Genomic DNA, 21,435 nt, shown 5'->3' with positions numbered 1-21,435 from the left:
ACCTTACCAGCCGACGCGCCGCAGAAACCGCTTTCCCCTTAGGCACATGCGGCGGTTACCGCTCGGGGGCATCGCCCGAATGGGTGCTCTGATGGGATTTCGTTACCATTGGGTTATCAAGTGCCAGGACATCAATGACCAGCTGCGAATTAGCCGCCGCATTCCGGAGCCCGCGTTCGGGCCTGCCGGCCCGGAAAATCCGCCGCCCTGCCATGTCATTTGCCCAGACTGAAGATAGGTAAGTTGTGCGAAACAAATTTGCAGTTCCGCTGATCGTCCTTGGGGTGCTGCTGATGCTGATAGGCATTGGCCAGCGCACATTCTGGGCGCCCCCCGAGACCCAGTCGGTTTCCATGGAAGCCGAGGGCGCGGAGGACGCCGTGGTCACCGTACTGGAACCGGAACTGCTGGCCGAATACTCCGACGGTACGGAGATTACCGTCCGTTCCGACGCTCCCTTCACGCTGGCGGTCGGCCGGGCCAACGATGTCCAGGCCTGGGTGGCAGACGCCGCCGCCGCCCGGCTCACTCCGGGAGAGGACAGCTCGTCCCTGGCAGTCGGCACCGATAAGACCGGGAAGACCGCTCCGAATCCAGCCGGTTCCGATCTCTGGGTCGTTGAAGAGTCCGGTGAAGGCGAACTGTCCTACGACTGGAAAGCGCCGGGCGAAGGCGACTGGCGGATCCTGCTCGCCACGGACGGCACCGCTCCCGCACCCACCGACGTGACCCTGACCTGGGAGAACGACGCCACCCGCCCGTTCGCCGTGCCGCTGATTGTCATCGGTGCCCTGCTGGCCGTCCTGGGCCTGGCCCTTGCCTTCCTGCGCAGCGGCTCCGACGGTCCGCGGCGCAGCAGCCGCCGCAGCGCCGGTCCGGATGCCGGAACGGCTGACAGGCAGCCCAGCGTCTCGGGAACGACGTCGGCCTTCACTGCCGCCGCTGTCTCCCGCCGCCGTCGTCCGGCCTTCCTGGCCGCTGCTGCCGCCGCCGTACTGGCAGCGGGCTCTGCCCCCGCAGCGGCCATGGCCGACGAGTCCGCCGGAAGCCAGCCGGTCATCGTGGACTCCCAGCTGACCCGCATCCTGGATTCCGTGGCCGGCACGGTCGAGGCGGGCGACGCAGCCAAGGACGCATCGATGCTGACGCCGCGCGTCGGCGGGGCCGCCTACGCCATGCGTGCAGCGAACTACGCCGTGGCCGCGAAGTCCGCCGATCATGAAGCCCCGGTGCCGGTGGCTGCCGAAACGCTGCGGACCCAGTCGATCGGCACCGCTGCCGATTGGCCGCGCACCGTCGTCGCCGTGACCCAGGGCGAGGGGAACCCGGTGCCCCAGGCGCTGCTGCTGGTCCAGGAGTCGGCCAGGGACAATTACAAGCTCGTTTCCGCTGTCCAGATGCTGCCCGCGAGCACGTTCCCGCAGCCGCCCGCTGCCACCGACGGCTCGGCCCAGATTCCCGCAGACTCGGACAACGGGCTGGCCATGTCGCCGCAGGACGCCGTCGCTGCGCTGGCGGACTCCCTGACCAATCCGGAGGGTGAAAAGAAGGACACCTTCGGCGCCAACCGGTTCAGCGAGGACGTGGTCAAGTTCCAGCAGCAGGTGCAGAGCGACCCGAAGAATGAGTTCGCCACCAACACGTTCCAGCACGCCGCGGATCCGAAGGAAACGTACGCACTGCGGACCGACGACGGCGGGGCGATCGTGTTCGGCTACCTGTCCAACACGTTCTCCAGCACACCCAAGGAAGCCGGCGACTCGGTCAACCTTGAAGGTACCGTCTACCAGGCACTGACCGGCGAGACGAACACCGACAAGGGCATCGACGTCACCCACGGCGAAGCCGTAATGCTCTACGTTCCGGCTTCCGGCGGCACCGGCCAGGCCCTGGTAGTGGGTGCAGCGCAGGAACTGCTGTCCGCCAACCTCAAGTAGCGGAAAGCGTGAGGCTTGCCGGTGGACGGGCACGGCGTAATAAGGTGAAGAAATGAGCACACCGAACCATCGCCCGTCACCGGCAGCCCCCTCATCCATGAACCTGCGGGGTGCAGTTGACCTCTCCGCACTCAAGGCACGTTCCGCGGCCCCGGCAGCGCCCGCGGCCCCGGCGGCCCCGAGCGGAGCCGCTCCGGGTGGCGCTGCCCCCGGAACCGCTCCCGCGCCGTCACCGTTCGTGGTGCAGGTCTCGGAACAGACCTTCCCCCAGGTTGTCCAGCTTTCCGCCGAAGTACCGGTGGTCATTGACCTGTATTCGGATGCGAGCCCCGACTCGCAGCAGGTGTCCGCAATCCTCGCGTCCATCGCCGTGGAACAGAACGGGCGGATGCTGCTGGCACGCGTGGACGCGCAAGCGTACCCGCAGATTGCACAGGCCTTCTCCGCCGTCGCCGTGCCCACCGTGGCAGCGGTGATCAAGGGCCAGCCGGTGCCGCTCCTGGACCGGCTGATGCCGGAGGAACAGATCCGCGCCCTGGTCGGCGAGCTGATGCAGGTGGCCGCCGCCAACGGCGTCAACGGAACCCTCGAAGGCGGCACCCCGGAAGAGGCACCGGAAGTGCCGCTGTCTCCGCTCCACCAGGAGGCCTTTGACGCCATCAACGCCGAGGACTACGACGCCGCGGCTGCCGCCTACCGCCGTGCCCTTGCCGAGCAGCCGGCCGACGCGGAAGCGAAAGCCGGCCTTGCGCAGGTGGAACTCATGGCCCGGCTGCGTGATGCCGATGCGGAGGCCGTCCGCCGGGCAGGCGCCGAAGAGCCCGACAACGTGCAGGCGCAGCTGGCCGTCGCGGACCTGGACATTGCCGGCGGGCACGTCGAGGACGCCTTCCGCCGGATTACCGGCCTGATCGGCCGGGTGCACGGCGAAGACCGCGAAACCGCCAGGCTGCGGCTGCTGGACCTCTTCGAAGTGGTGGGCATCGCCGATCCCCGGGTCACCAAGGCCCGCTCCGCCCTCGCCCGGGCGCTGTTCTAGGCGGCCCGGCTTTTCCATGGAGACGGCATCGCTTTTTGACCCCATCACCCTGCGCGGAATGGAGCTGGCCCACCGCGGATGGGTAGCCGCCATGTGCCAGTATTCCGCGGACTCCGTAGATCCCGCGGACCCCGCCAATGCGCCCGGCGTACCCAATGACTGGCACCTGATGCATCTGGGCTCCTTCGCCGCAGGCGGGGCGGCCCTGATCATCACCGAGGCCGCAGCAGTTTCCCCGGAAGGACGGATCAGCCCGCAGGACGCCGGGATCTGGAACGAGGAGCAGGCCGCCGGCTGGCAGCGCATCACGGACTTTGTCCACCGGCACGGCGCCGTCCAGGCGCGTATCGGCATCCAGCTGGCCCATGCCGGACGCAAGGCCTCCACCTATGCTCCGTTCGCACCCGGGACCGGCAGCGTTCCACTGTCCGACGGCGGCTGGCAGACCGTCGGCCCCACGGCGGACCCGTTCGGCAGCTACGCGGCTCCCGCGGCGCTGGATGAAGCGGGCATCCGCCAGGTAATCCGCGACTTCGCCGACGCGGCTGTCCGCTCGGTTGACGCGGGCTTCGACACCATCGAAATCCACGGCGCACACGGCTACCTGCTGCACCAGTTCCTCAGCCCGCTGGTCAATACCCGCACCGATGCGTGGGGCGGGGACGAGGCAGGGAGGAACCGGCTGACCCTCGAGGTCATCGATGCGGTACGTGCTGTCATCCCCGATTCCATGCCGCTCCTGCTGCGGATCTCCGCGACGGACTGGATACCCGGGGGAGTGGATGCCCAGTCCTCGGTGGTCCTGGCACGCGCCGCGCGGGAACGCGGAGTGGACCTGGTGGACGTTTCCACCGGCGGCGCCGTTCCCGGAGCCGTGATTCCCGTGGCACCGAATTACCAGGTGGAGTACGCCGAAGCGGTCCGGCACGGCGCAGGCGTGCCTACCGCCGCCGTCGGGCTCATCGATTTCGGCACGCAGGCGGAGGAGATCCTGCAGGCCGGCTCCGCGGACGCGGTCCTCATCGCCCGTGCCGCCCTGCGGGATCCGCACTGGTGGATGCGTGCAGCGGCCGAACTGGACGCCAAGCTGCCCTGGGTGCCGCAGTACGAGCGCGCCGCACGCCCCGGTACCTTCTAACCGGACAGGCTAGTCCCCGCGACGGATACCGCGGTCCGGAGGGGCGCTGAATTGGTCCTTTGGGCCGAGGACGTCCCGGCGCCGGGTGGATAGGCTGGGCCCATGACATCACAACCGGACTCCGTCCCGGCGCTGTCCGTGCGCGGACTCACCAAGCGCTTCGGTTCCAAGACGGCCGTCAACGGCATCACCTTGGATGTGCCGCAGGGCTCGTTCTACGGGCTGGTGGGCCCCAACGGAGCCGGCAAGACCACCCTGCTGTCCCTGGCTACCGGGCTGCTGCGTCCGGACGCGGGCTCCGCCTGGGTGCACGGCACCGATGTGTGGGCCAGCCCCCTCGAGGCCAAGCGGCTGATGGGGATCCTGCCGGACGGCGTCCGCCTTTTCGACCGGCTGACCGGTGAGCAGCTGGTGACGTACGCGGGACTGCTGCGCGGCATGGACCGGGAGACGGTCCGGACGCGCACCAAGGACCTGCTGGCCGCCATGGACCTCAGTGCTGACGCAGGCAAGCTCGTGGTGGATTACTCCGCGGGCATGACGAAGAAAGTAGCCCTGGCGTCCGCCTTGATCCACGCCCCGCGCCTGCTGGTCCTGGACGAACCGTTCGAGGCTGTGGACCCGGTCTCTGCGGCCAATATCCGCGACATTCTCGCCGGGTACGTTTCCTCCGGAGGAACAGTCATTGTCTCCAGTCATGTGATGGACCTCGTCCAGCGGATGTGTGACCACGTCGCAGTGGTTGCGGGCGGTAACCTGCTGGCCGCAGGAACGGTGGACGAGGTCCGCGGCGGCGCTACCCTGGAGGACCGCTTTGTGTCGCTGGTCGGCGGCCGGACCCACTCGGAGGGGCTGGAATGGTTGCGCACCTTCTGAGGCTGAAGCTGCTGCTGCTGCGCAACTCTTTGAAGCGCAGTCCCTGGCAGCTGGTCGGGGTTGTCCTCGGTGCGCTCTATGCGCTGGGTATCCTGGCCGTGCTGATCGCGGCTCTGTTTATCGTGGGGGATGATCCGGCGGCGGCCCGAACAGCGGTCATCCTGGCCGGAGCCGCAGCGGTTGCGGGCTGGGCCCTGATCCCGGTGGTGTTCTCCGGCCTGGACCTCACCCTGGATCCGGCCCGGTTCACCACCTATGCCGTCCCCACCCCGCAGCTGCTGACCGGTCTGGCCGCGGGCGGGCTGATCGGTATTCCCGGGGCCGCCATGCTGCTGGCCGTACTCGCGCAGGCGGCGAGTTGGTACCGCTTTCCGGGGGCGCTGGCCGCAGCACTGGTGCTTTCCGTCGTGGCGGTCTTCACCTGCCTGATCGCCGCGCGCGTTACCGTGGCCGCAGCCGTCTCCCTCACCGGCTCCCGCAGGTTCCGCGACTTTACCGGGCTGCTGCTGGTCATCCCGTTGGTGCTCCTGGGGCCCATCATTGCCGGTGTAGCCGACGGAATCCGGGCCGGCGCAGAGTTCCTTCCGGGCCTGGCCGACGTGCTCGCATGGACGCCGTTGGGCGCCGTCTGGGCAGTACCCGGCGACATTGCACTCGGCCATTACGGCGCGGCGGGTGCCAAGGCACTTATCGCTGGAGCTTTTCTGTCGGTATTGGTACTGGCCTGGAAGGCCCTGCTGCTGCGGGCGCTGGTCAGCCCGCCGCAGGCCGCCGCCGGGCGGAAGAGCGCCGGGCTCGGGCTCTTCTCGCGTTTCCCGGCCACTCCCACCGGAGCGGTGGCCGCGCGGGCATTGATCTACTGGCTGCGCGACCCCCGCTACAGCGCTTCACTGCTTATTGTCCCGCTGCTCGTTGTGGTCCTGCTGTTCGCGGGAAACAACGCCGGCGCAGAGGCGGGGCTGATGGTACCGCTGGCGCTGGGGCCGCTGGTGGCTTTTATGCTGGGCTTCTCCATCAGCGCGGACGTCTCCTATGACAACACGGCGTTCGCCCTGCATCTGGCCACCGGTGTGTCCGGGCGGGCGGACCGCGCCGGCCGGGCACTGGCCTGCGCGGTGGTAAGCGTGCCGGCCGTGCTTGCCGCAGCCGTCCTGCCGGCGGCCCTGACCGGGCACGCGGATCTCATAGCCCCCGTACTGGGGGTTTCCCTGGCGGCGCTGATGATCGGGCTGGGAGTCTCCAGCGCGGTGTCCGCGCGCTACACCTACAACGTGCCGCTGCCCGGGGAAAACGCCTTCAAGACCCCGCCCGGTTCCACCGGCCGGGCCCTGCTGGTACAGGGCGCCTTCAGCCTGGTGACCTTCGCGCTGCTGGTGCCTGTGCTCGTTCCGGGAGTGGCCGCCGTCGTTCTGGAAAGCACTCTCTGGGGTGTTGTGACCCTGCTCGCGGGACTGCTGCTGGGTGCGGCGGTGCTGATCCTCGGGATCCGGCTGGGCGGGCGGTGGCTGGACGCGCGCGGGCCGGAACTGCTGCAGCAGGTCTCCATCAACAAATAGTCGGCGGGTACTAAGATGGAACGCATGAGCCTGCCTCCCGATCCTTTCGAAAACGATCCCCGCCGCCTGGATGACAACGGTACGTCCACGGCCACCATCGAGCGCGAAGAACTGCGCGAAGAGCTGGAACCCGGCGACAGCGAGCGCTTTGCCCACTATGTGCGCAAGGAAAAGATCATGGAATCGGCGCTTTCGGGCGAACCGGTGATTGCTCTCTGCGGCAAGGTCTGGACGCCCGGCCGGGATCCCCAGAAGTTCCCCGTCTGCCCCACCTGCAAGGAAATCTACGAGGGCCTGCGTCCCGAAGGCGACAACCCCAAGGGCAAGAAGTAGTTCGTCCTCTCCGGCCGATTTTCTGCTCGCTCCGTTTCCCAGCCTTCCTCCGCGAAGGCAGTTAGTCCTGATGCCTGCATGACCTATGTGTTTACGCCTGCGCCCGTGCGCAGTCGCTCAGCGCTGCGCCCGTCCGGTGCCCGCACGGCAACAACCAATCGAGCAATGAGAAAGGTTGCGTTTCCCGCGTGAGTTCCGAAACCCTGTTCGGCGCCGGTGCGTCCCTGCCGCCCGCCTACCCCGAACGCGCCGCCTGGGGCACCGCCCCGAAGCTGCGTCAGTGGCAGGCAGAGGCCCTGGAGAAGTACTTCGCATCCAATGCCAGTGATTTCCTGGCCGTCGCAACCCCGGGCGCTGGTAAAACCACTTTCGCCCTGCGCGTAGCCAACGAGCTGGTGGAGCGTGGAATCGTCAACCGCATCACCGTTGTCGCTCCCACGGACCACCTGAAACGGCAGTGGGCCGACGCCGCCGCGAAGGTGGGCCTGGCCATCGACCCGAACTTCAAGAACGCCGACGGACGGCACGGGCACGGGTTCATCGGCGTGGCCGTCACCTACGCGCAGGTGGCGTCCAAGCCGATGCTGCACCGTGCCAAGACCGAGGCCGCCCGCACCCTGGTGATCCTGGACGAGATCCACCACGGCGGTGACGCCCTGTCATGGGGTGACGGCATCCGCGAAGCGTTTGAGCCGGCCGTCAAGCGGCTTTCCCTCACGGGTACGCCGTTCCGCTCGGACACCGCCGCCATCCCGTTCGTGGAGTACGTCGAGGACCGGGACGGCATCCGCCGTTCCAAGGCGGACTACACCTACGGCTACGGACAGGCGCTGAAGGACCATGTGGTCCGCCCGGTGATGTTCATGGCCTATTCGGGGCAGATGCGCTGGCGGACCAGTGCCGGCGACGAGATGGCGGCGTCGCTTGGCGAAGCCGCGGTGACCAAGGACATCACGGCGCAGGCCTGGCGCACCGCCCTGAATCCCACCGGCGAGTGGATTCCCGCCGTGCTGGCCGCAGCGGACCGCCGCCTCACGGAGGTCCGCCGGTCCGTGCCCGACGCCGGCGGGCTGGTGATCGCCACGGACCACGACGACGCCCGTGCCTACGCCGGCTGGCTGAAGAAGATCATGGGCGAATCACCTACGGTCATCCTCTCCGACGATGCCAAGGCCTCGGAAAAGATCGAGGAATTCTCCGCCGGCACCCAGCGCTGGATGGTGGCCGTGCGGATGGTGTCCGAAGGCGTGGACGTGCCGCGCCTCGCCGTCGGCGTGTATGCCACCTCCACCGCCACCCCGCTGTTCTTCGCACAGGCCGTGGGACGTTTCGTGCGTGCCCGCAAGCGCGGCGAGACGGCGTCGGTGTTCCTGCCCTCCGTGCCGAACCTGATGGCGCTGGCCAACCAGATGGAAGTCGAACGCGACCACGCACTGGACCGCCCGGACAACCATCTGGAGGAGGAAGGCTTCGGCCTCGAGGACAGCCTGATGGAGGCGGCCAACCGTGAGGAAAAGGCCTCCGGCGAGCTGACCAAGCAGAAGTTCGAAGCCCTGGAATCCCAGGCGTCCTTCGACCGCGTACTGTTCGACGGCGGCGAGTTCGGCACCGGCGGTGCGTTGGGCAGCGAGGAGGAACAGGATTTCATCGGCATCCCCGGCCTCCTGGACGCGGACCAGATGAGCACGTTGCTGCGCCAGCGCCAGCACGAGCAGCTTTCCCGCAGGGGCCGCCGTTTCGGTGCCGCAGCTGAGGAAGCCCCGGTGGAAGCCCCCGAAGTGGTGGACCACCGCCGGCTGACCGAACTGCGGGGCGAGCTGGCAAAGAACGTTTCCGCCTGGTCCGCCCGCTCCGGCATGCCCCACGGCGTGGTGCACAGCGAGCTGCGCCGGATCTGCGGCGGACCGCCCGTGGCCCAGGCCAACGAGGAACAGCTCAACAAGCGGCTGAAGAAGCTGCAGGACTGGTTCATCGGCCGCAAGTAGCGGCGCCCCCCGGGACCAGCCCAACGGAGCCGCCCAAGGCAACAGCCGGGGGCCGCCCCCCCCCGGGCCCGCCCCTCTGTTTTGCGCCTCTGCTAAAGGTCGATGATCTCCACGCCGGCGTCTTCGAGTTCGGCCCAGGCCGCGAGCGTGGTCTCGCGCTTGATGCCGCGGCACAGTTCCGGGATCACCGCGGTGGTGTAGCCGGCAGCGATGGCGTCCAGGGCAGTGGCGCGTACGCAGTAGTCAGCGGCCAGGCCCAGCACCACGACCTCGTCCACGTCGTTGTCCCGCAGCCAGTCGTCAAGGCTCAACGTCTCGGCCTCGGTCTCCGGCTCGGCTTCCGGCTCCCCGAGGGGAACCTCAACGTCCGGGGCCAGGACGCCCTCAAAACCGGAATACGCTGCTTCGTACTGGCCCTTGCGGAAGAAGGCATCCACCAGTTCGGTGTCCAGATCCGGATGCGGCTGGGCGCCCGGGGTGCCGGCGACGCAGTGCGGAGGCCAGGAGTCCACGAAGTCCGGGGTATCCGAGAAATGCGCACCGGGATCGATGTGCCAGTCCTGGGTGGCGGCGACCAGATCGTACCGGCCGGCGGAAGTTTCCACGTAGTCGGTGATTTCCCCCGCGAGGTCGGCCCCGCCGGCCACAGCCAGCGAGCCGCCTTCACAGAAGTCGTTCTGCACGTCAACGATTATCAGGGCGCGGGCCATTGCTTACTCCTCGTATTCGGTGGGGATGACCGGCTCGCCGCGCTGCAGGCGGTTCACCGAGGTTGGCAGTTCGGCAAGGGACGCCTCGTGCTGCTTGGCAGCACGCGTCACGGCCTCCGGTCCCGTCCAGCCGGGCAGGACAACGCCGTCGGCCACGAACTGGTGCAGCAGGCTACGGTCGTTGCCGTCGTCCGCCGGCGCGTGGCCGATGCCGATGACCTCGGCGGTTGCCGTGCCGTGTTCGTCCAGCCGGCGCAGTGCGTACTTGCGCCCGCCGAGCGAGACCTTGTTCTTCGCGGCCTTGGCAACGGAGACGAACTCGTGGTCGTCTCCCTCACGGCTGACCAGTTTGTAGACCATGCCGGCGGTCGGAGCCCCGGAGCCGGTGACCAGGGAGGTGCCGACGCCGTAGGCATCCACGGGAGCCGAAGCTAGCGCTGCAATCGCAAACTCGTCCAGGTCGGACGTGACCATGATGCGCGTCTTGGTGTTGCCCAGTTCGTTGAGCAGGTCCCGGACCCAGCGCGCCTGCGCTACGAGGTCGCCGGAATCCAGCCGCACGCCGCCCAGTGACGGTCCGGCAACTTCCACCGCGGTGCGGACCCCCCGCTCGACGTCGTACGTGTCCACCAGGAGGGAGGTGCCCAAACCCAGCGATGCTGTCTGCGCGGTGAAGGCTTCCTTTTCGGAATCGTGCAGCAGGGTGAAGGAATGCGCGGCGGTGCCCACGGTTTTCAGGCCGTAGCGCAGGCCCGCCTCGAGGTTGGAAGTGCTGTCGAAACCGGCGATCACTGCCGCGCGGGCAGCGGCAACGGCTGCTTCCTCATGCGTGCGCCGTGAACCCATTTCGATGCACGGACGTCCGTCGGCTGCGGAGGTCATGCGGGAAGCCGCGGAGGCAATGGCACTGTCATGGTTGAGCATGGACAGGATCATGGTTTCGAGGATGCAGGCTTCGCCGAAGGTGGATTCAACGATCAGCAGGGGGGACTGCGGGAAGTATGCCTCGCCCTCGGCGTAGCCGTAGATGTTGCCGGAGAAACGGAAGTCCGCGAGCCACGCCAGCGTGCGTTCGTCCACCACGTTGGTCCTGGCCAGGAAGTCCAGCTGCGTTTGTTCGAAGCGGAAGTTTTCCAGGGCTTCGAGAATGCGGCCCGTTCCCGCCGCGATGCCGTAGCGGCGGCCTTCAGGCAGCCGCCGGGCAAAGACTTCGAACACGGACCGGCGGGAAGCCGTACCCGAGTGGAGGGCGGCCTGGAGCATGGTGAGCTCGTAGTGGTCCGTATAGAGGGCTGAATTCGGGGTGTGCCGGACGGCGGGACTGTTCACAGGCAAAACTCTAACCCGCGGATACCCATTGAGTAGAAGGCCGCACTGCGGAGGTTCGCAACCGATTCCTCACTACAATTGGACCTATGGCTACCAGCACCGCGACCGGAACGGACACTTTGACACGTGAGGAGACGGATACCCTCACGTCTTCGGACGTTCCCTGGGTCGTGATTGTCTGGAACGACCCGGTGAACCTGATGAGCTATGTCAGTTACGTCTTCCAGAGCTATTTCGGCTATTCGGAGGCCAAGTCCCACCGCCTCATGCTGGAGGTCCACCAGGCCGGGAAGTCCGTAGTGGCCACCGGATCCCGGGAATCCGCAGAACGCGATACCCTCGCCATGCATTCCTACGGGCTGTGGGCCACCTTCCAGAAGGCGGACGCGGCCTAGGCCGCCTCAGCCGCAGAACCCAGTACTCCGCAGAACCAGTACGCAGAACAGAAACGGATATTCGTGGCCACCGGCTTCAAGCTCACCCGTAAGGGCATTACCGCAAACCTGGAACCGGGGGAGCGGGACCTGCTGCGCAAGCTCTTTTCCGATGTGCAGGCTTTGCTGGAACCTGACACTGCAGCGGACACCGATCCCCTCGCGGCCATGGTCGGCATCGACCCGTCGGCGGCCGTTCCGGACGACTCCGCCCTGCTGCGGCTACTCCCCGCCGGCACCACGGGGAACGACGACGACGCGCTGGAGTTCCGGCGGTTTACCGAACGGACGCTGCGCGAATCAAAACAAGGCGCCCTGCGCGCCGCCGCGCTGCAGCTGGAAGCGGCACCGCTGCGCCTGGACACCGAGCAGGCGCAGCTCTTTGCCCGCGCCTTGAACGATGTCCGGCTGGTGCTGGCCGACCGCCTGGGACTGGAAGATGACGAAGACGCCGAGCGGCTGCATGACATCACTGACCCGTCCAAGGCCGAGGACTTGGACGGCTACCTTGCGCTGGTGTACAACTTCGTCACATGGCTGCAGGAGACACTGATGCAGGCGCTGCTCGACTCCCTGCCCTGATAGGGAATCGACTGCGTCCGCAGGCGACTTTGTGAGCAACGGCACGGCCCGGTGAATGTGCCCGTGCGCGGGGGAGGACTATGGTCGTTACATTATGAGTTCGAACCCGGCCAGCTCCTCCACCCATCCACTGGGCACGTCCGTGCACGAAGCAGTCCGGGTCAAGGACCCGGACGCCCCGATCGGCATCTTTGACTCCGGTGTCGGCGGCCTGACAGTGGCACGCGCGGTCCTGGACCAGCTGCCCAACGAAGCCGTTATGTACGTGGGGGATACCGCCAACGGACCCTACGGGCCCCTGCCGATCGCCGAAGTCCGGGCCAAAGCCCTGGGCGTGATGGACGAACTGGTGGATTCCGGCGTCAAGCTCCTGGTGATTGCGTGCAACTCCGCCTCCGCCGCCGTCCTGCGTGACGCCCGCGAGCGTTACACGCACCGGTACGGCATCCCCGTCATCGAGGTCATCCAGCCGGCGGTCCGCCGCGCAGTGGCTGCTACCCGGACCGGACGGATCGGTGTCATCGGAACGGCTGCCACTGTTGGTTCGCGGGCCTACGACGACACCTTTGCCGCGGCCCCGCACCTGCAGGTGTCTTCGGTGGCCTGCCCGGCGTTCGTGGAGTTCGTCGAAGCCGGCATCACGTCCGGCCCCGATGTGCTGGCCACGGCCGAGGAATACCTGGCTCCGCTGAAGGCCCGGGACGTGGACACGCTGGTCCTTGGCTGCACCCACTACCCGCTGCTCACCGGCGTCATCTCCTATGTGATGGGCGACGGCGTCACGCTCGTTTCCAGTGCCGAGGAGACCGCGAAGGATGTCTACCGCGCCCTGATCTCGCACGGGATCGAACGGCGCTCGCAGACCCCGCCGCAGCACACCTTCGTTGCCACCGGAGACTCGGCCTCCTTCGAGCTGCTTGCCCGGCGTTTCCTTGGCCCCGAGGTGCTCAGCGTCCAGCAGGTGGAACATGTGGCCGCGCATTACCCCACGGGCAGCATGGCGCGGGTGACCCCGCAGATGATTGCCGCAGCCCGGGCTGACGCCCCTGAACGCACGGAGGCGCACATCGGCGCCTCTTGGAACGGCAAGGTATGAAACTGACCATTGTGGGCTGCAGCGGATCCTTCCCCGGCCCGGCCTCGCCGGCGTCGTGCTACCTCGTGACCGCCAACGACGGCGTCCGCGACTGGCGGATCCTGCTGGACCTCGGCAACGGTTCGCTGGGTGCGCTGCAGCGCTACATGGACCTGCGGGACATAGACGCAGTCCTGCTGACCCATCTGCATCCGGACCACTGCATGGATCTGTGCGGCCTCCACGTAGCCGTGCACTGGGATCCCTCCGGCTGGAACCGGGACCGGATCAAGGTCTGGGGGCCGGCGGCAACGGCGGACCGGATGGCAACGGCCTACGGGCTGGAGCTGGACCCGGGCATGCACGAGGATTTCGAGTTCTCCAACTGGACCGCCGGCAGCGCAGTGCAGATCGGGCCGTTCACCGTGACCCCCTACCCGGTGCGGCACCCGGCCGATGAGGCCTACGCGCTGCGCGTGGAGGCCCGCACCCTGGACGCCGCCGGCGAACCCGTGCTCCGGACCCTGGCGTATTCCGGGGATACCGATTCCTGCCCCGGGCTGGAAGATGCTGCCCGGGACACCGATGTCTTCCTCTGCGAAGCTGCGTTCCATGAGGGCCGGGATGACGCCATCGAAGGGGTGCATCTGACCGGGCGCCGCGCGGGAGCGGCGGCCACCGCAGCGCAGGCCCGGCGCCTGCTGCTCACGCACCTGCCGGTTTGGAACGACGCCAGCGTCAGCGTCTCGGAAGCACGCGAAACCTACAGCGGGGACCTCGCCGTCGCCGTCGCCGGTGTCTCCTACGACGTCGGCAGCCCCTTCAGCGCACCGCTCGCCGTGCAGGGCGGGGCGCATCCGGCGGGATAGGCCCGCCGTCAGCGGCCCTTCCCGTTCCCGTGTCCGTGCCCGTGGCCGTGACCGGAGCCCGGATCCTGCGGGTAGTCCCGGTCGTTGACGAACTCCTCGGGGCGGTACCTGATGAAGTCCGCTTCCCCCAGTCCCAGTGATTCGGCTGCCCGGTCAAGCTGCCGGGGCTCGGCCAGGTTCCCCCAGCGGCCGGTGTCAAGGCGCTCGTCCATTGCCAGCACCGCGCCGACCCGCTCCGCGTCGGTGAAGGTGCAGTGCCCGGTCCGTTCGACGTAGGACTGGCGCAGCAGCGCACCGGCGCCGGCTTCCCGAACCGTCTCCGCGTACTCCTCCATGTACTCCACCGGCGCCAGGATGTCGGCCAGGGTATGCATGGTCAGCACCGGCATGAGGAGCTCCCCGTGCGGGGTCGAGGTGCGGTCCATCCACTCCAGGGCTTCCGGATCCGGTGCGGTGTCCGCGGTGGAGGTGAGGGTATGCAGGTCCCGGCGCAGATCCAGGCCGGCACTGCGGTACAGCGCCTTAACCTGCTGCCGCTGCGCCGAGTCCCGCAGCAGGGAGCGGTAATCCACCCCTTGGTTCCAGCCGCTGTCACCGTCCGCGGCGTTGACTATCGAGGCACGGGAACCGACCACAAACGGGATCGTCTGCAGCAGCCAGTTGTACTGCGCCTCCTGCTGCGCGGCGTAATCCTTCCGGTCCGGTTCCATGTCCCCGCTGAACCAGGTCGGTGTGTTCATCAGGGCCGCCGCCAAGGCCAGCCGGGCCCGGCCCTCCGGCGTCGCCTGAGCCTGTTGTACCGCACCCATCAGGGCATTGATGGTGACGCCGGCTTCCTCGGCGGTGCGGAATCCCGTCAACTGCAGGTCCGCTCCGGGCAGGAGCAGCTCTGCGAGAGTGTGGATGCCGTCGAGCTGGTAATTGTTCAGGTTGATTCCGCCGCCGAGCAGCCCGCAGGTGCTCACCGCTCCGTCCACGCCGCTGTCCGGGGTTTCGGCGATGAGGCTGCTGACCAGGCCGCCCATCGAGGTGCCGAAGGCGATGGTCCGGACAGGCTCGCCCGCCGCAGCCGAGAAGGCGGCCAAGGTGCCCAACTGGTCCTCGAGCGCTGTTCCAAGGGCCCAGCCGGTGGCTGCATAGGACGAGGATGCCACCGCGAATCCCCGGGAGGTCAGTGCCTGGGCGGTGGATTCGAAACCCGGGTCCCTGGCCGGATTGTCGGGTCCGGGCCGGAAGCCGTGACTGTAGAGCACCAGCTTGCCGTTCCAGGCCTGCGGCAGTTGAGCTGCCCACGTTGCTCCGCCGGGAAGCGTCCCCCCGAGCTCCGTGACGGCGGGTTCTGCCGCTGTTGCCGTTGCCGGGGCGGTTGCCAGGGCCAGCGAAACGGCAATTCCCAAAGATGAAAGTCTGCGCATGTGCGTGCCGATCCTTTCTGCGTCATTGCAGGAGTTCCGGGTCCGACGGTACGGCGCCACCCTAGGAGCGGGGCAGCGGGAGAGAAAGGGTAGGGGCGCATTATGGTCCGGCCCGACCGCCGGGCACGCCGCCGCCCGGCCGATAGACTGGGCCTATGACAACCGCCGCAAACAGCCCTGTTTCCACCTCTTCTTCCACCGTCGTCCGCTCCGATGGCCGTACTCCCGACCAGCTGCGGAGCATCACCATTACGCGTGGCTGGTCGAAGCAGGCCGAAGGTTCGGCGCTGATCGAGTTCGGCAATACCCGGGTGCTGTGCACCGCGTCGCTGACCCCCGGCGTTCCGCGCTGGCTCAAGGGTGAAGGCAAGGGCTGGGTCACCGCCGAATACGCCATGCTCCCGCGGGCCACCAACACCCGCAACGACCGCGAATCGGTCAAGGGGAAACTGGGCGGGCGCACGCACGAGATCTCCCGGCTGATCGGCCGCTCGCTGCGCTCCATCATCGACACCAAGGCCCTGGGCGAGAACACGCTTGTCCTGGACTGCGACGTCCTGCAGGCAGACGGCGGCACCCGCACGGCCGCCATCACGGGCGCCTATGTGGCCCTCGCCGACGCCGTGGCCTGGGCCAAGGAAAACAAGCTCATTGCCCGCAACGCTTCACCGCTGCTGGACACCGTGGCAGCCATCAGCGTGGGTATCATCGACGGGGTCCCGATGCTGGACCTGCCGTACGTCGAAGATGTCCGCGCCGAAACCGACATGAACGTGGTGGTCACCGGTTCGGGCAAGTTTGTCGAGGTGCAGGGCACCGCGGAGGGCGCCCCGTTCGACCGTGCAGAGCTTGACGCCCTCCTCGACCTGGCCCTGGCAGGTACCGCAGAACTGGCCGTCATCCAGCGCCAGACCCTGGGCCTGGCCTAAATGCCGCAGCCAACAGCGCGTCTGGTCCTGGCCACCCGCAACCCGGGCAAGCTGCGCGAGCTGCGGGAACTGCTCCGCGGGCAGGTGCCCGGCCTCGACGTCGACACGCAGGTGATCGATGCCGCCGCGGCCGGCGTCCCCGATGTCGCCGAAACCGGCGTGACCTTTGAACAGAACGCGCTGCTCAAGGCCCATGCAGTAGCCGCAGCCACCGGCCTGCCCGCTGTCGCCGACGATTCCGGGCTCGCCGTAGACGTCCTCGGGGGAGCGCCCGGGATCTTTTCGGCGCGCTGGTCCGGCCGGCACGGCGATGACGCGGCGAACCTCGAACTGCTCCTGGCCCAGCTGGGTGACATTTCCGCCGAGCACCGCGGGGCGGCGTTCGTCTGCGCTGCTGCCCTGGCACTGCCCGACGGCGGCGAGACCGTGGAACGCGGCGAGCTGCGCGGAACACTGCAGGACTCACCGCGGGGAGCGGGCGGGTTCGGCTACGATCCGATCCTGCAGCCGGCCGGAATGGACCGCACCTGCGCCGAACTGAGCAGTGCGGAAAAGAACGCCATCAGCCACCGCGGCCAGGCCTTCCGCGCCCTGCTGCCCGCCCTCGTCGCCGCCCTGGACGACGGGGCACCGGCGATTTCCTGACCTGCTTCCCGGGTGTGTGATGTGTCCCAAACACGCCCGGGAATGCGACCCGGATTCTTCCCTGTCAGGGAGCCTAGGGCAGAATTGAGCGCGAGATGACTATTACACAAGCCGTTACCCCAGCCACCTCCGTCCTCGCCGAAGCCTCAGGCGACCCCTCAGCCCTCGGGGGTGTGGCGGACTGGGCGGTCGGCATGATGGAAACCATCGGCGCTCCCGGCGCCGGGCTGGCCATCGCCCTGGAAAACCTCTTCCCCCCGCTGCCGAGCGAGATCATCCTGCCGCTGGCCGGCTTCACCGCCAGCCAGGGCAACTTCTCCATTGCCGCCGCGCTGTTCTGGACCACGCTGGGGTCCGTCGTCGGGGCCCTGGCGCTCTACGGCCTCGGCGCGTGGCTGGGCCGGAACCGGATGCGCAGGCTGGTGGCGAAGGTGCCGCTGGTGGACCTGGAGGACGTGGACAAAGTCGAGGCCTGGTTTGGGCGGCACGGGAACAAGGCCGTGTTCTTCGGCCGGATGATCCCGCTGTTCCGCAGCCTCATTTCGATACCTGCCGGCATCGAACGGATGCACCTGCTGACCTTCACGGCCCTGACCACTGCAGGCAGCCTGATCTGGAACGCAATCTTCATCGCGGCCGGTTACTACTTGGGTGAAAGCTGGCACATCGTCGAAGAGTACGCCGGCGTTTTCCAGAAGATCGTCATCGTGGCGGTAATTGCCGCGGCGGTATGGTTCGTGGTTTCCAAGGTGCGTAGCTCCCGGCGGAAGCAGGCGGCCCGCGGCAATGCCTGAGGCAGGGCTCAGTTTTACCGCAATAGATTTTGAAACAGCCAACGGCTTCCGCGGCTCGCCGTGTTCGGTGGGCCTCGTCCGGGTCCGCGGGGGAGAGGTAGTCGAGGAAGCGTCCTGGCTGATGCGGCCTCCGGAGGGGCACGACTACTTTGACCCGCGTAACGTGCGGATCCACGGCATTGAACCCGGGATGGTGGCAGGAGCTCCCCGGTTCGGTGAACTCTTTCCGGAGATCGGCGCCTTCATCGGTGATGACCTGCTGGTGGCGCACAATGCCGCCTTTGACCTGGGCGTTATCCGTTCCGCGCTGGAGGTCTCCGAGCTGGCCGGACCGGCGTATGACTACACCTGCACAGTCGTCCATTCGCGGCGCACCTACCAGTTGCCTTCGCATTCACTGCCCTTTGCCGCCGAAGCGGCCGGAGTGCCCCTGCTGAACCACCACGACGCCACCGAGGACGCACGCGCCTGCGCCGGGATCATGGTGGATATTGCCCGCCGCAGCGGCGCCCGGTCCATGCCGGAGTTTTTCCTGCGCGACGGCCGGCCTGCGTCCCACCTGCCGGCCTACGTGCCGGGGCAGCACCCGCTCTCCAAGGCCACGAGGGATGCCCTGGCCCGGGGGACCGGTACTCCGGCTGCGGCCGCGGCCGGCGGCGGGTGGCAGGGCTGGCCGTCGGAGGGCGAGAATCCGCCGCCTAATCCGCTGGCGGACCCGGCGCATCCGCTGTTCGGCCAGACTGTTGTGTTCACCGGCAACCTGGGCATGGCCCGGCAGGCCGCCAAGGACCGGGCGGCGGAGGTGGGTGCCCGTACGGCCAGCAACGTCACCCGCGCCACCAGTGTGCTGGTGGTCGGGGACGGCTTTGAGCCCGGGGACCTGCGCAGCGGGCGGCTGACCGGCAAGGCACGGCGGGTGCTGGACCTGCACGAGCGCGGCCAGCGCATCGAAGTCCTGTCGGAAGCCGAATTCCTGCAGACCCTAGGCGGCATTTGGCCGCGGGCATCGCAGTAGCGGGACCAGGCGCCGGGAGAATTTCCTAGGGTGCGACCGTGGCCGCAATGAACCCCGCGGCCAGGTTCTCAATAACGCCGCGCTCCCGCAGCGCGTCGAGGCCGGTTTCCGGAAGGGTGCCGTACCGGGTCCCCAGCAGGCTTCCCGTTACGACGGCGGCCGGCGCGCCGCCTGCCGTCGCCGCGTCCTGGATGGCAGCTGCTGTTGCGGCACCGGGGTCCCCGTCCCCCACGGCGGCGTCCGCTGCGTCTTCCACGGCCTGGGCGGCATGCAGTCCGATCGCCAGTGCTTCTTCCGATGTGGGCGTCCCGCCCGAGGTGCCGGCGCCTGCTGCGCCCGCACCGCCGTCGTCGGCCAGTACCGCCTGCAGCCGGTCCGCGAGCTCCGGAACTCCGTTGGCGCGGGCCTGCGCCAACGCCTCCTTTGCCGCGCTGCGGAGCGTTGCCCGCGGCGCCAGCAGGCCGTGCACCATCGACGCGAAGACTGCTGCGCTGTGCCGGGCCGAAGGATGTCCGTGCGTCAGCGAGGCAGCGTCAAGGGCCAGCTTGTAGACCGTTTCGGTCCCGACATAGGGGAGCAGTCCGAACGGAGCCGAGCGCACCAGCGCGGCAGGAGTGTCGACACCGGTGTTGAGCGGGCGCTGCCGGGTACCCATTTCCCCGGTGGAGAGCGCCTGCAGGACGTCGGGATCCAGGTCTGCGGACTGCTCGGTTCCGGCCGGCGGCAGCAGCGGCTCCGCATCGATGGGGCGGGGCAGCGGCGACGGGCCGTTCTCGGGAAGCGGCAGGCCTCGGCCCCGCATCCAGCGGAGATAGGCCAGCCAGATGCACGCCGTCTCGTCCGCTCCCACTCCCTGATTTGCCCATTCGATCGCCTCAAGCAGCCCGTCGAGGGAATACAGGGCCAGCTCAGTATCCGCGGTGATCGAGGTGCCGGAGACGGCGGGCTCCCCGGAGGCATGGCCGGCGGCATCGCCCAATGCGCCGCCGAGCAGGCAGCCTCGGATCTTCGGCGACAGGGCAGCGGAGGAAAGGAAAACAGGAGCGGAAGCGGGTTCGGGGATCACTCTTCCAGCATAATGCCGGCTCCGGAGGGGGATGTCGGCGCCGGGTTGCGGGGGCAGGGGGTCTGTGTCGCTAAGGAGCCGGGCCGACCTGGCCCTGGCAGCACAGCGTCCAGCGTGTGGGGCTGGAGCGCCCTCCTGTAGTCCCACCGGCAGTGCGCGGATCAGCAGGGCGCATCGGTCGGGAAAAGCCCTTCGGTTTGTCGCGATCCCCGCGGTTTGTGACAATTCCTGCGCCGCGCGGTGCGGGGATCCGGACATACTGCGGGGATTCGGACACCTTGCGGGGACAATCGGCGGGAATCCGTACATACAGCAGCACCACCGGGTGGGATCCTGTGTTCGGGGCCGGGTTCGGGGCCGGGCCCGGGCTCTGCCGGGTCCTGGCAGCACAGCGTCCCAGCGTGTGGGGCGGGTGTGCGCTGGTGTGGTCCCACTGGCAACAGCAGCACCACCGGGTGGGATCCTGTGTCCGATAGGAGCGCAGGGCCGGGGTCCAGGAAGCACAGCGTCCCAGTGGCGTACAGGGCAAATTCAGGAAGTTAACAGGCTGCGCTGACACGGTGGGGTAGTTTGTAGTGAGTCCGCGCATGTCCCGCTTCCGTACCGTTTGGTGCAGGCCATGCCGAGTACCGCTTCTGTTTTATACCGGCAGCCGTGAATCCGGTGCCGCCACCCACACGTTAGGAATCCTTCTTCCATGTCATCTGAGTCCTTACCACTCAGCGGAGCCCGGGCCGCAGTGCCCGCCCGCGATGCAGCGCCTGCGAACGGTGGCTACAACTACGGGTTTGTCGGACGGACGGTAGCCGAGGCCATCGGTTCGTTCCTGCTTCTCTTCGTCGGCATCGGGATTGCCATCTTCGGCAACACCGCCGGTGGCGGCATCGGCTCGCCGCTGGCCTTCGGCCTGGCCCTTGCCGGTGCGATGGTGGCTTTCGGTTACATTTCCGGCGGCCACTTCAACCCCGCAATCACGCTCGGCAGCGCAGTGGCCGGACGCACGGCCTGGAAGTTCGTCCTGCCGTACATCCTGGCCCAGCTGGTCGGCGCCATCCTCGGTGTTGCGATCCTGTGGGTGGTTATCACCGGCCATGACCAGATCGGTGAGCAGGCCCGTCAGTTCCTGAGCGGTACGGCCAACGGTTACGGCGAGCACTCGACGAACCTCTTCCCGCTTCCCAGCGCGCTGCTGATGGAGGTTGTTGCCGGTGCCCTGCTGACCGCCGTCTTCCTCGGCGCAGCGTCCCGCAAGGCAGGCACGGGCTCCCGCAAGTCCCTCGCCGTGTCAGGCGCCTTCGCCGTCGGCGTGACCTATGCCGTCCTGCTGACCGTCCTTGTTCCCGTCACCAACGGCGGTATCAACCCCGCCCGTTCCACCGCCGTCGCCATCTTCTCCGAAGGCTGGGCGCTGGAACAGGTATGGCTCTTCTGGGTTGCACCCTTGCTCGGCGCAGTGATTGCCGGCCTGATTTTCCGGAGCGTGGACATGACCATCGACGCACACAGCAACAACGCCGCCGCCGCCGAGCTGGGCGAGGATACGGACGACGCCGATACCGTGAAGCCCGTTGTCACCAAGCCGGCAACCGGCAGCACGAAGCCGGTTGTTGACGAGGAAGCACGCGGCTTCTTCGACAAGCCTGCCGACGGCACCGCCCGTCCGGAGGACGGTACGCCGGGCAACCGCGCCTAGGACCTAAGGCACTTA

The 21,435-nt window shown here is 67.9% G+C and carries 20 protein-coding genes; 16 read left to right on the top strand and 4 right to left on the bottom strand.

What is annotated here, in order from left to right:
• The first annotated feature begins 245 nt into the window (after positions 1 to 245).
• The 7 genes from LJ760_RS00350 to LJ760_RS00320 all read left to right on the top strand — a co-directional run bounded on the left by LJ760_RS00350 (position 246) and on the right by LJ760_RS00320 (position 8,864).
• On the top strand, positions 246 to 1,937 hold the full coding sequence (locus tag LJ760_RS00350) for a hypothetical protein (protein ID WP_227918254.1): 1,692 nt from the start codon (positions 246 to 248) through the stop codon (positions 1,935 to 1,937).
• A 52-nt stretch (positions 1,938 to 1,989) separates the two neighbouring features.
• On the top strand, positions 1,990 to 2,976 hold the full coding sequence (locus LJ760_RS00345) for a co-chaperone YbbN (protein WP_227918253.1): 987 nt from the start codon (positions 1,990 to 1,992) through the stop codon (positions 2,974 to 2,976).
• A gap of 16 nt (positions 2,977 to 2,992) precedes the next feature.
• Entirely contained in the window at positions 2,993 to 4,114 is a 1,122-nt protein-coding gene (locus tag LJ760_RS00340) for an NADH:flavin oxidoreductase/NADH oxidase (protein WP_227918252.1), read from the top strand.
• Between the two features lie 102 nt (positions 4,115 to 4,216).
• Complete coding sequence (locus LJ760_RS00335) at positions 4,217 to 4,990, top strand: ABC transporter ATP-binding protein (RefSeq protein WP_227918251.1); 774 nt, start codon at positions 4,217 to 4,219, stop codon at positions 4,988 to 4,990.
• On the top strand, positions 4,972 to 6,546 hold the full coding sequence (locus LJ760_RS00330) for a transporter (protein ID WP_227918250.1): 1,575 nt from the start codon (positions 4,972 to 4,974) through the stop codon (positions 6,544 to 6,546). Before LJ760_RS00335 ends, LJ760_RS00330 begins: the two co-directional genes overlap by 19 nt.
• 24 nt (positions 6,547 to 6,570) lie before the next feature.
• Positions 6,571 to 6,879, top strand: coding sequence for a DUF3039 domain-containing protein (locus LJ760_RS00325; RefSeq protein WP_227918249.1), 309 nt, complete (start codon positions 6,571 to 6,573; stop codon positions 6,877 to 6,879).
• 188 nt (positions 6,880 to 7,067) lie between these two features.
• A complete protein-coding gene (locus LJ760_RS00320; protein ID WP_227918248.1) occupies positions 7,068 to 8,864 on the top strand; it encodes a DEAD/DEAH box helicase in 1,797 nt (598 codons plus the stop codon).
• Positions 8,865 to 8,956: 92 nt separating this feature from the next.
• On the opposite strand, the gene LJ760_RS00315 is transcribed toward LJ760_RS00320, so the two are convergent.
• Both LJ760_RS00315 and LJ760_RS00310 read right to left on the bottom strand, forming a co-directional pair.
• Entirely contained in the window at positions 8,957 to 9,574 is a 618-nt protein-coding gene (locus tag LJ760_RS00315; protein ID WP_227918247.1) for an isochorismatase family protein, read from the bottom strand.
• A gap of 3 nt (positions 9,575 to 9,577) precedes the next feature.
• A complete protein-coding gene (locus LJ760_RS00310; protein WP_227918246.1) occupies positions 9,578 to 10,903 on the bottom strand; it encodes a nicotinate phosphoribosyltransferase in 1,326 nt (441 codons plus the stop codon).
• A gap of 86 nt (positions 10,904 to 10,989) precedes the next feature.
• On the opposite strand from LJ760_RS00310, the gene clpS reads away from it, so the two are divergent.
• The 4 genes from clpS (at position 10,990) to LJ760_RS00290 (ending at position 13,863) form a co-directional block, all read left to right on the top strand.
• The gene (gene clpS, locus LJ760_RS00305; RefSeq protein ID WP_227918245.1) at positions 10,990 to 11,298 is read left to right on the top strand and encodes an ATP-dependent Clp protease adapter ClpS; all 309 of its coding nucleotides are present in this window, start codon (positions 10,990 to 10,992) and stop codon (positions 11,296 to 11,298) included.
• Between the two features lie 63 nt (positions 11,299 to 11,361).
• Positions 11,362 to 11,919, top strand: a complete 558-nt coding sequence (locus LJ760_RS00300; protein WP_227918244.1) for a DUF2017 domain-containing protein — start codon at positions 11,362 to 11,364, stop codon at positions 11,917 to 11,919.
• A gap of 94 nt (positions 11,920 to 12,013) precedes the next feature.
• Complete coding sequence (gene murI / locus LJ760_RS00295) at positions 12,014 to 13,015, top strand: glutamate racemase (RefSeq protein ID WP_227918243.1); 1,002 nt, start codon at positions 12,014 to 12,016, stop codon at positions 13,013 to 13,015.
• Positions 13,012 to 13,863, top strand: coding sequence for an MBL fold metallo-hydrolase (locus LJ760_RS00290; protein ID WP_227918242.1), 852 nt, complete (start codon positions 13,012 to 13,014; stop codon positions 13,861 to 13,863). The genes murI and LJ760_RS00290 overlap by 4 nt, the downstream gene beginning before the upstream one ends.
• A gap of 8 nt (positions 13,864 to 13,871) precedes the next feature.
• Here the strand turns inward: LJ760_RS00290 and LJ760_RS00285 are convergent, their stop codons facing one another.
• The gene (locus tag LJ760_RS00285) at positions 13,872 to 15,278 is read right to left on the bottom strand and encodes an alpha/beta hydrolase family protein (RefSeq protein WP_227918241.1); all 1,407 of its coding nucleotides are present in this window, start codon (positions 15,276 to 15,278) and stop codon (positions 13,872 to 13,874) included.
• 155 nt (positions 15,279 to 15,433) lie between these two features.
• On the opposite strand from LJ760_RS00285, the gene rph reads away from it, so the two are divergent.
• The 4 genes from rph (at position 15,434) to LJ760_RS00265 (ending at position 18,661) form a co-directional block, all read left to right on the top strand.
• Complete coding sequence (rph, locus tag LJ760_RS00280) at positions 15,434 to 16,207, top strand: ribonuclease PH (protein WP_227918240.1); 774 nt, start codon at positions 15,434 to 15,436, stop codon at positions 16,205 to 16,207.
• Positions 16,208 to 16,852, top strand: coding sequence for an RdgB/HAM1 family non-canonical purine NTP pyrophosphatase (rdgB, locus tag LJ760_RS00275; protein WP_227918239.1), 645 nt, complete (start codon positions 16,208 to 16,210; stop codon positions 16,850 to 16,852). It abuts the gene before it with no gap.
• 95 nt (positions 16,853 to 16,947) lie between these two features.
• Positions 16,948 to 17,646: a DedA family protein gene (locus LJ760_RS00270; RefSeq protein ID WP_227918238.1), complete on the top strand. Its 699-nt coding sequence runs from the start codon at positions 16,948 to 16,950 to the stop codon at positions 17,644 to 17,646.
• On the top strand, positions 17,639 to 18,661 hold the full coding sequence (locus LJ760_RS00265; protein WP_227918237.1) for an exonuclease domain-containing protein: 1,023 nt from the start codon (positions 17,639 to 17,641) through the stop codon (positions 18,659 to 18,661). The genes LJ760_RS00270 and LJ760_RS00265 overlap by 8 nt, the downstream gene beginning before the upstream one ends.
• Before the next feature lie 25 nt (positions 18,662 to 18,686).
• Here the strand turns inward: LJ760_RS00265 and LJ760_RS00260 are convergent, their stop codons facing one another.
• The gene (locus LJ760_RS00260) at positions 18,687 to 19,727 is read right to left on the bottom strand and encodes an ADP-ribosylglycohydrolase family protein (RefSeq protein WP_227918236.1); all 1,041 of its coding nucleotides are present in this window, start codon (positions 19,725 to 19,727) and stop codon (positions 18,687 to 18,689) included.
• Between the two features lie 697 nt (positions 19,728 to 20,424).
• On the opposite strand from LJ760_RS00260, the gene LJ760_RS00255 reads away from it, so the two are divergent.
• Positions 20,425 to 21,420, top strand: coding sequence for an aquaporin (locus tag LJ760_RS00255; RefSeq protein ID WP_227918235.1), 996 nt, complete (start codon positions 20,425 to 20,427; stop codon positions 21,418 to 21,420).
• Positions 21,421 to 21,435: the final 15 nt, after the last annotated feature.

It is taken from the genome of Arthrobacter sp. zg-Y895 (assembly GCF_020731025.1).
Lineage (GTDB): Bacteria > Actinomycetota > Actinomycetes > Actinomycetales > Micrococcaceae > Arthrobacter_B.
The sequence above is the reverse complement of the archived record's forward strand: the minus strand, read 5'-3'. Positions and strand labels throughout refer to the sequence as shown.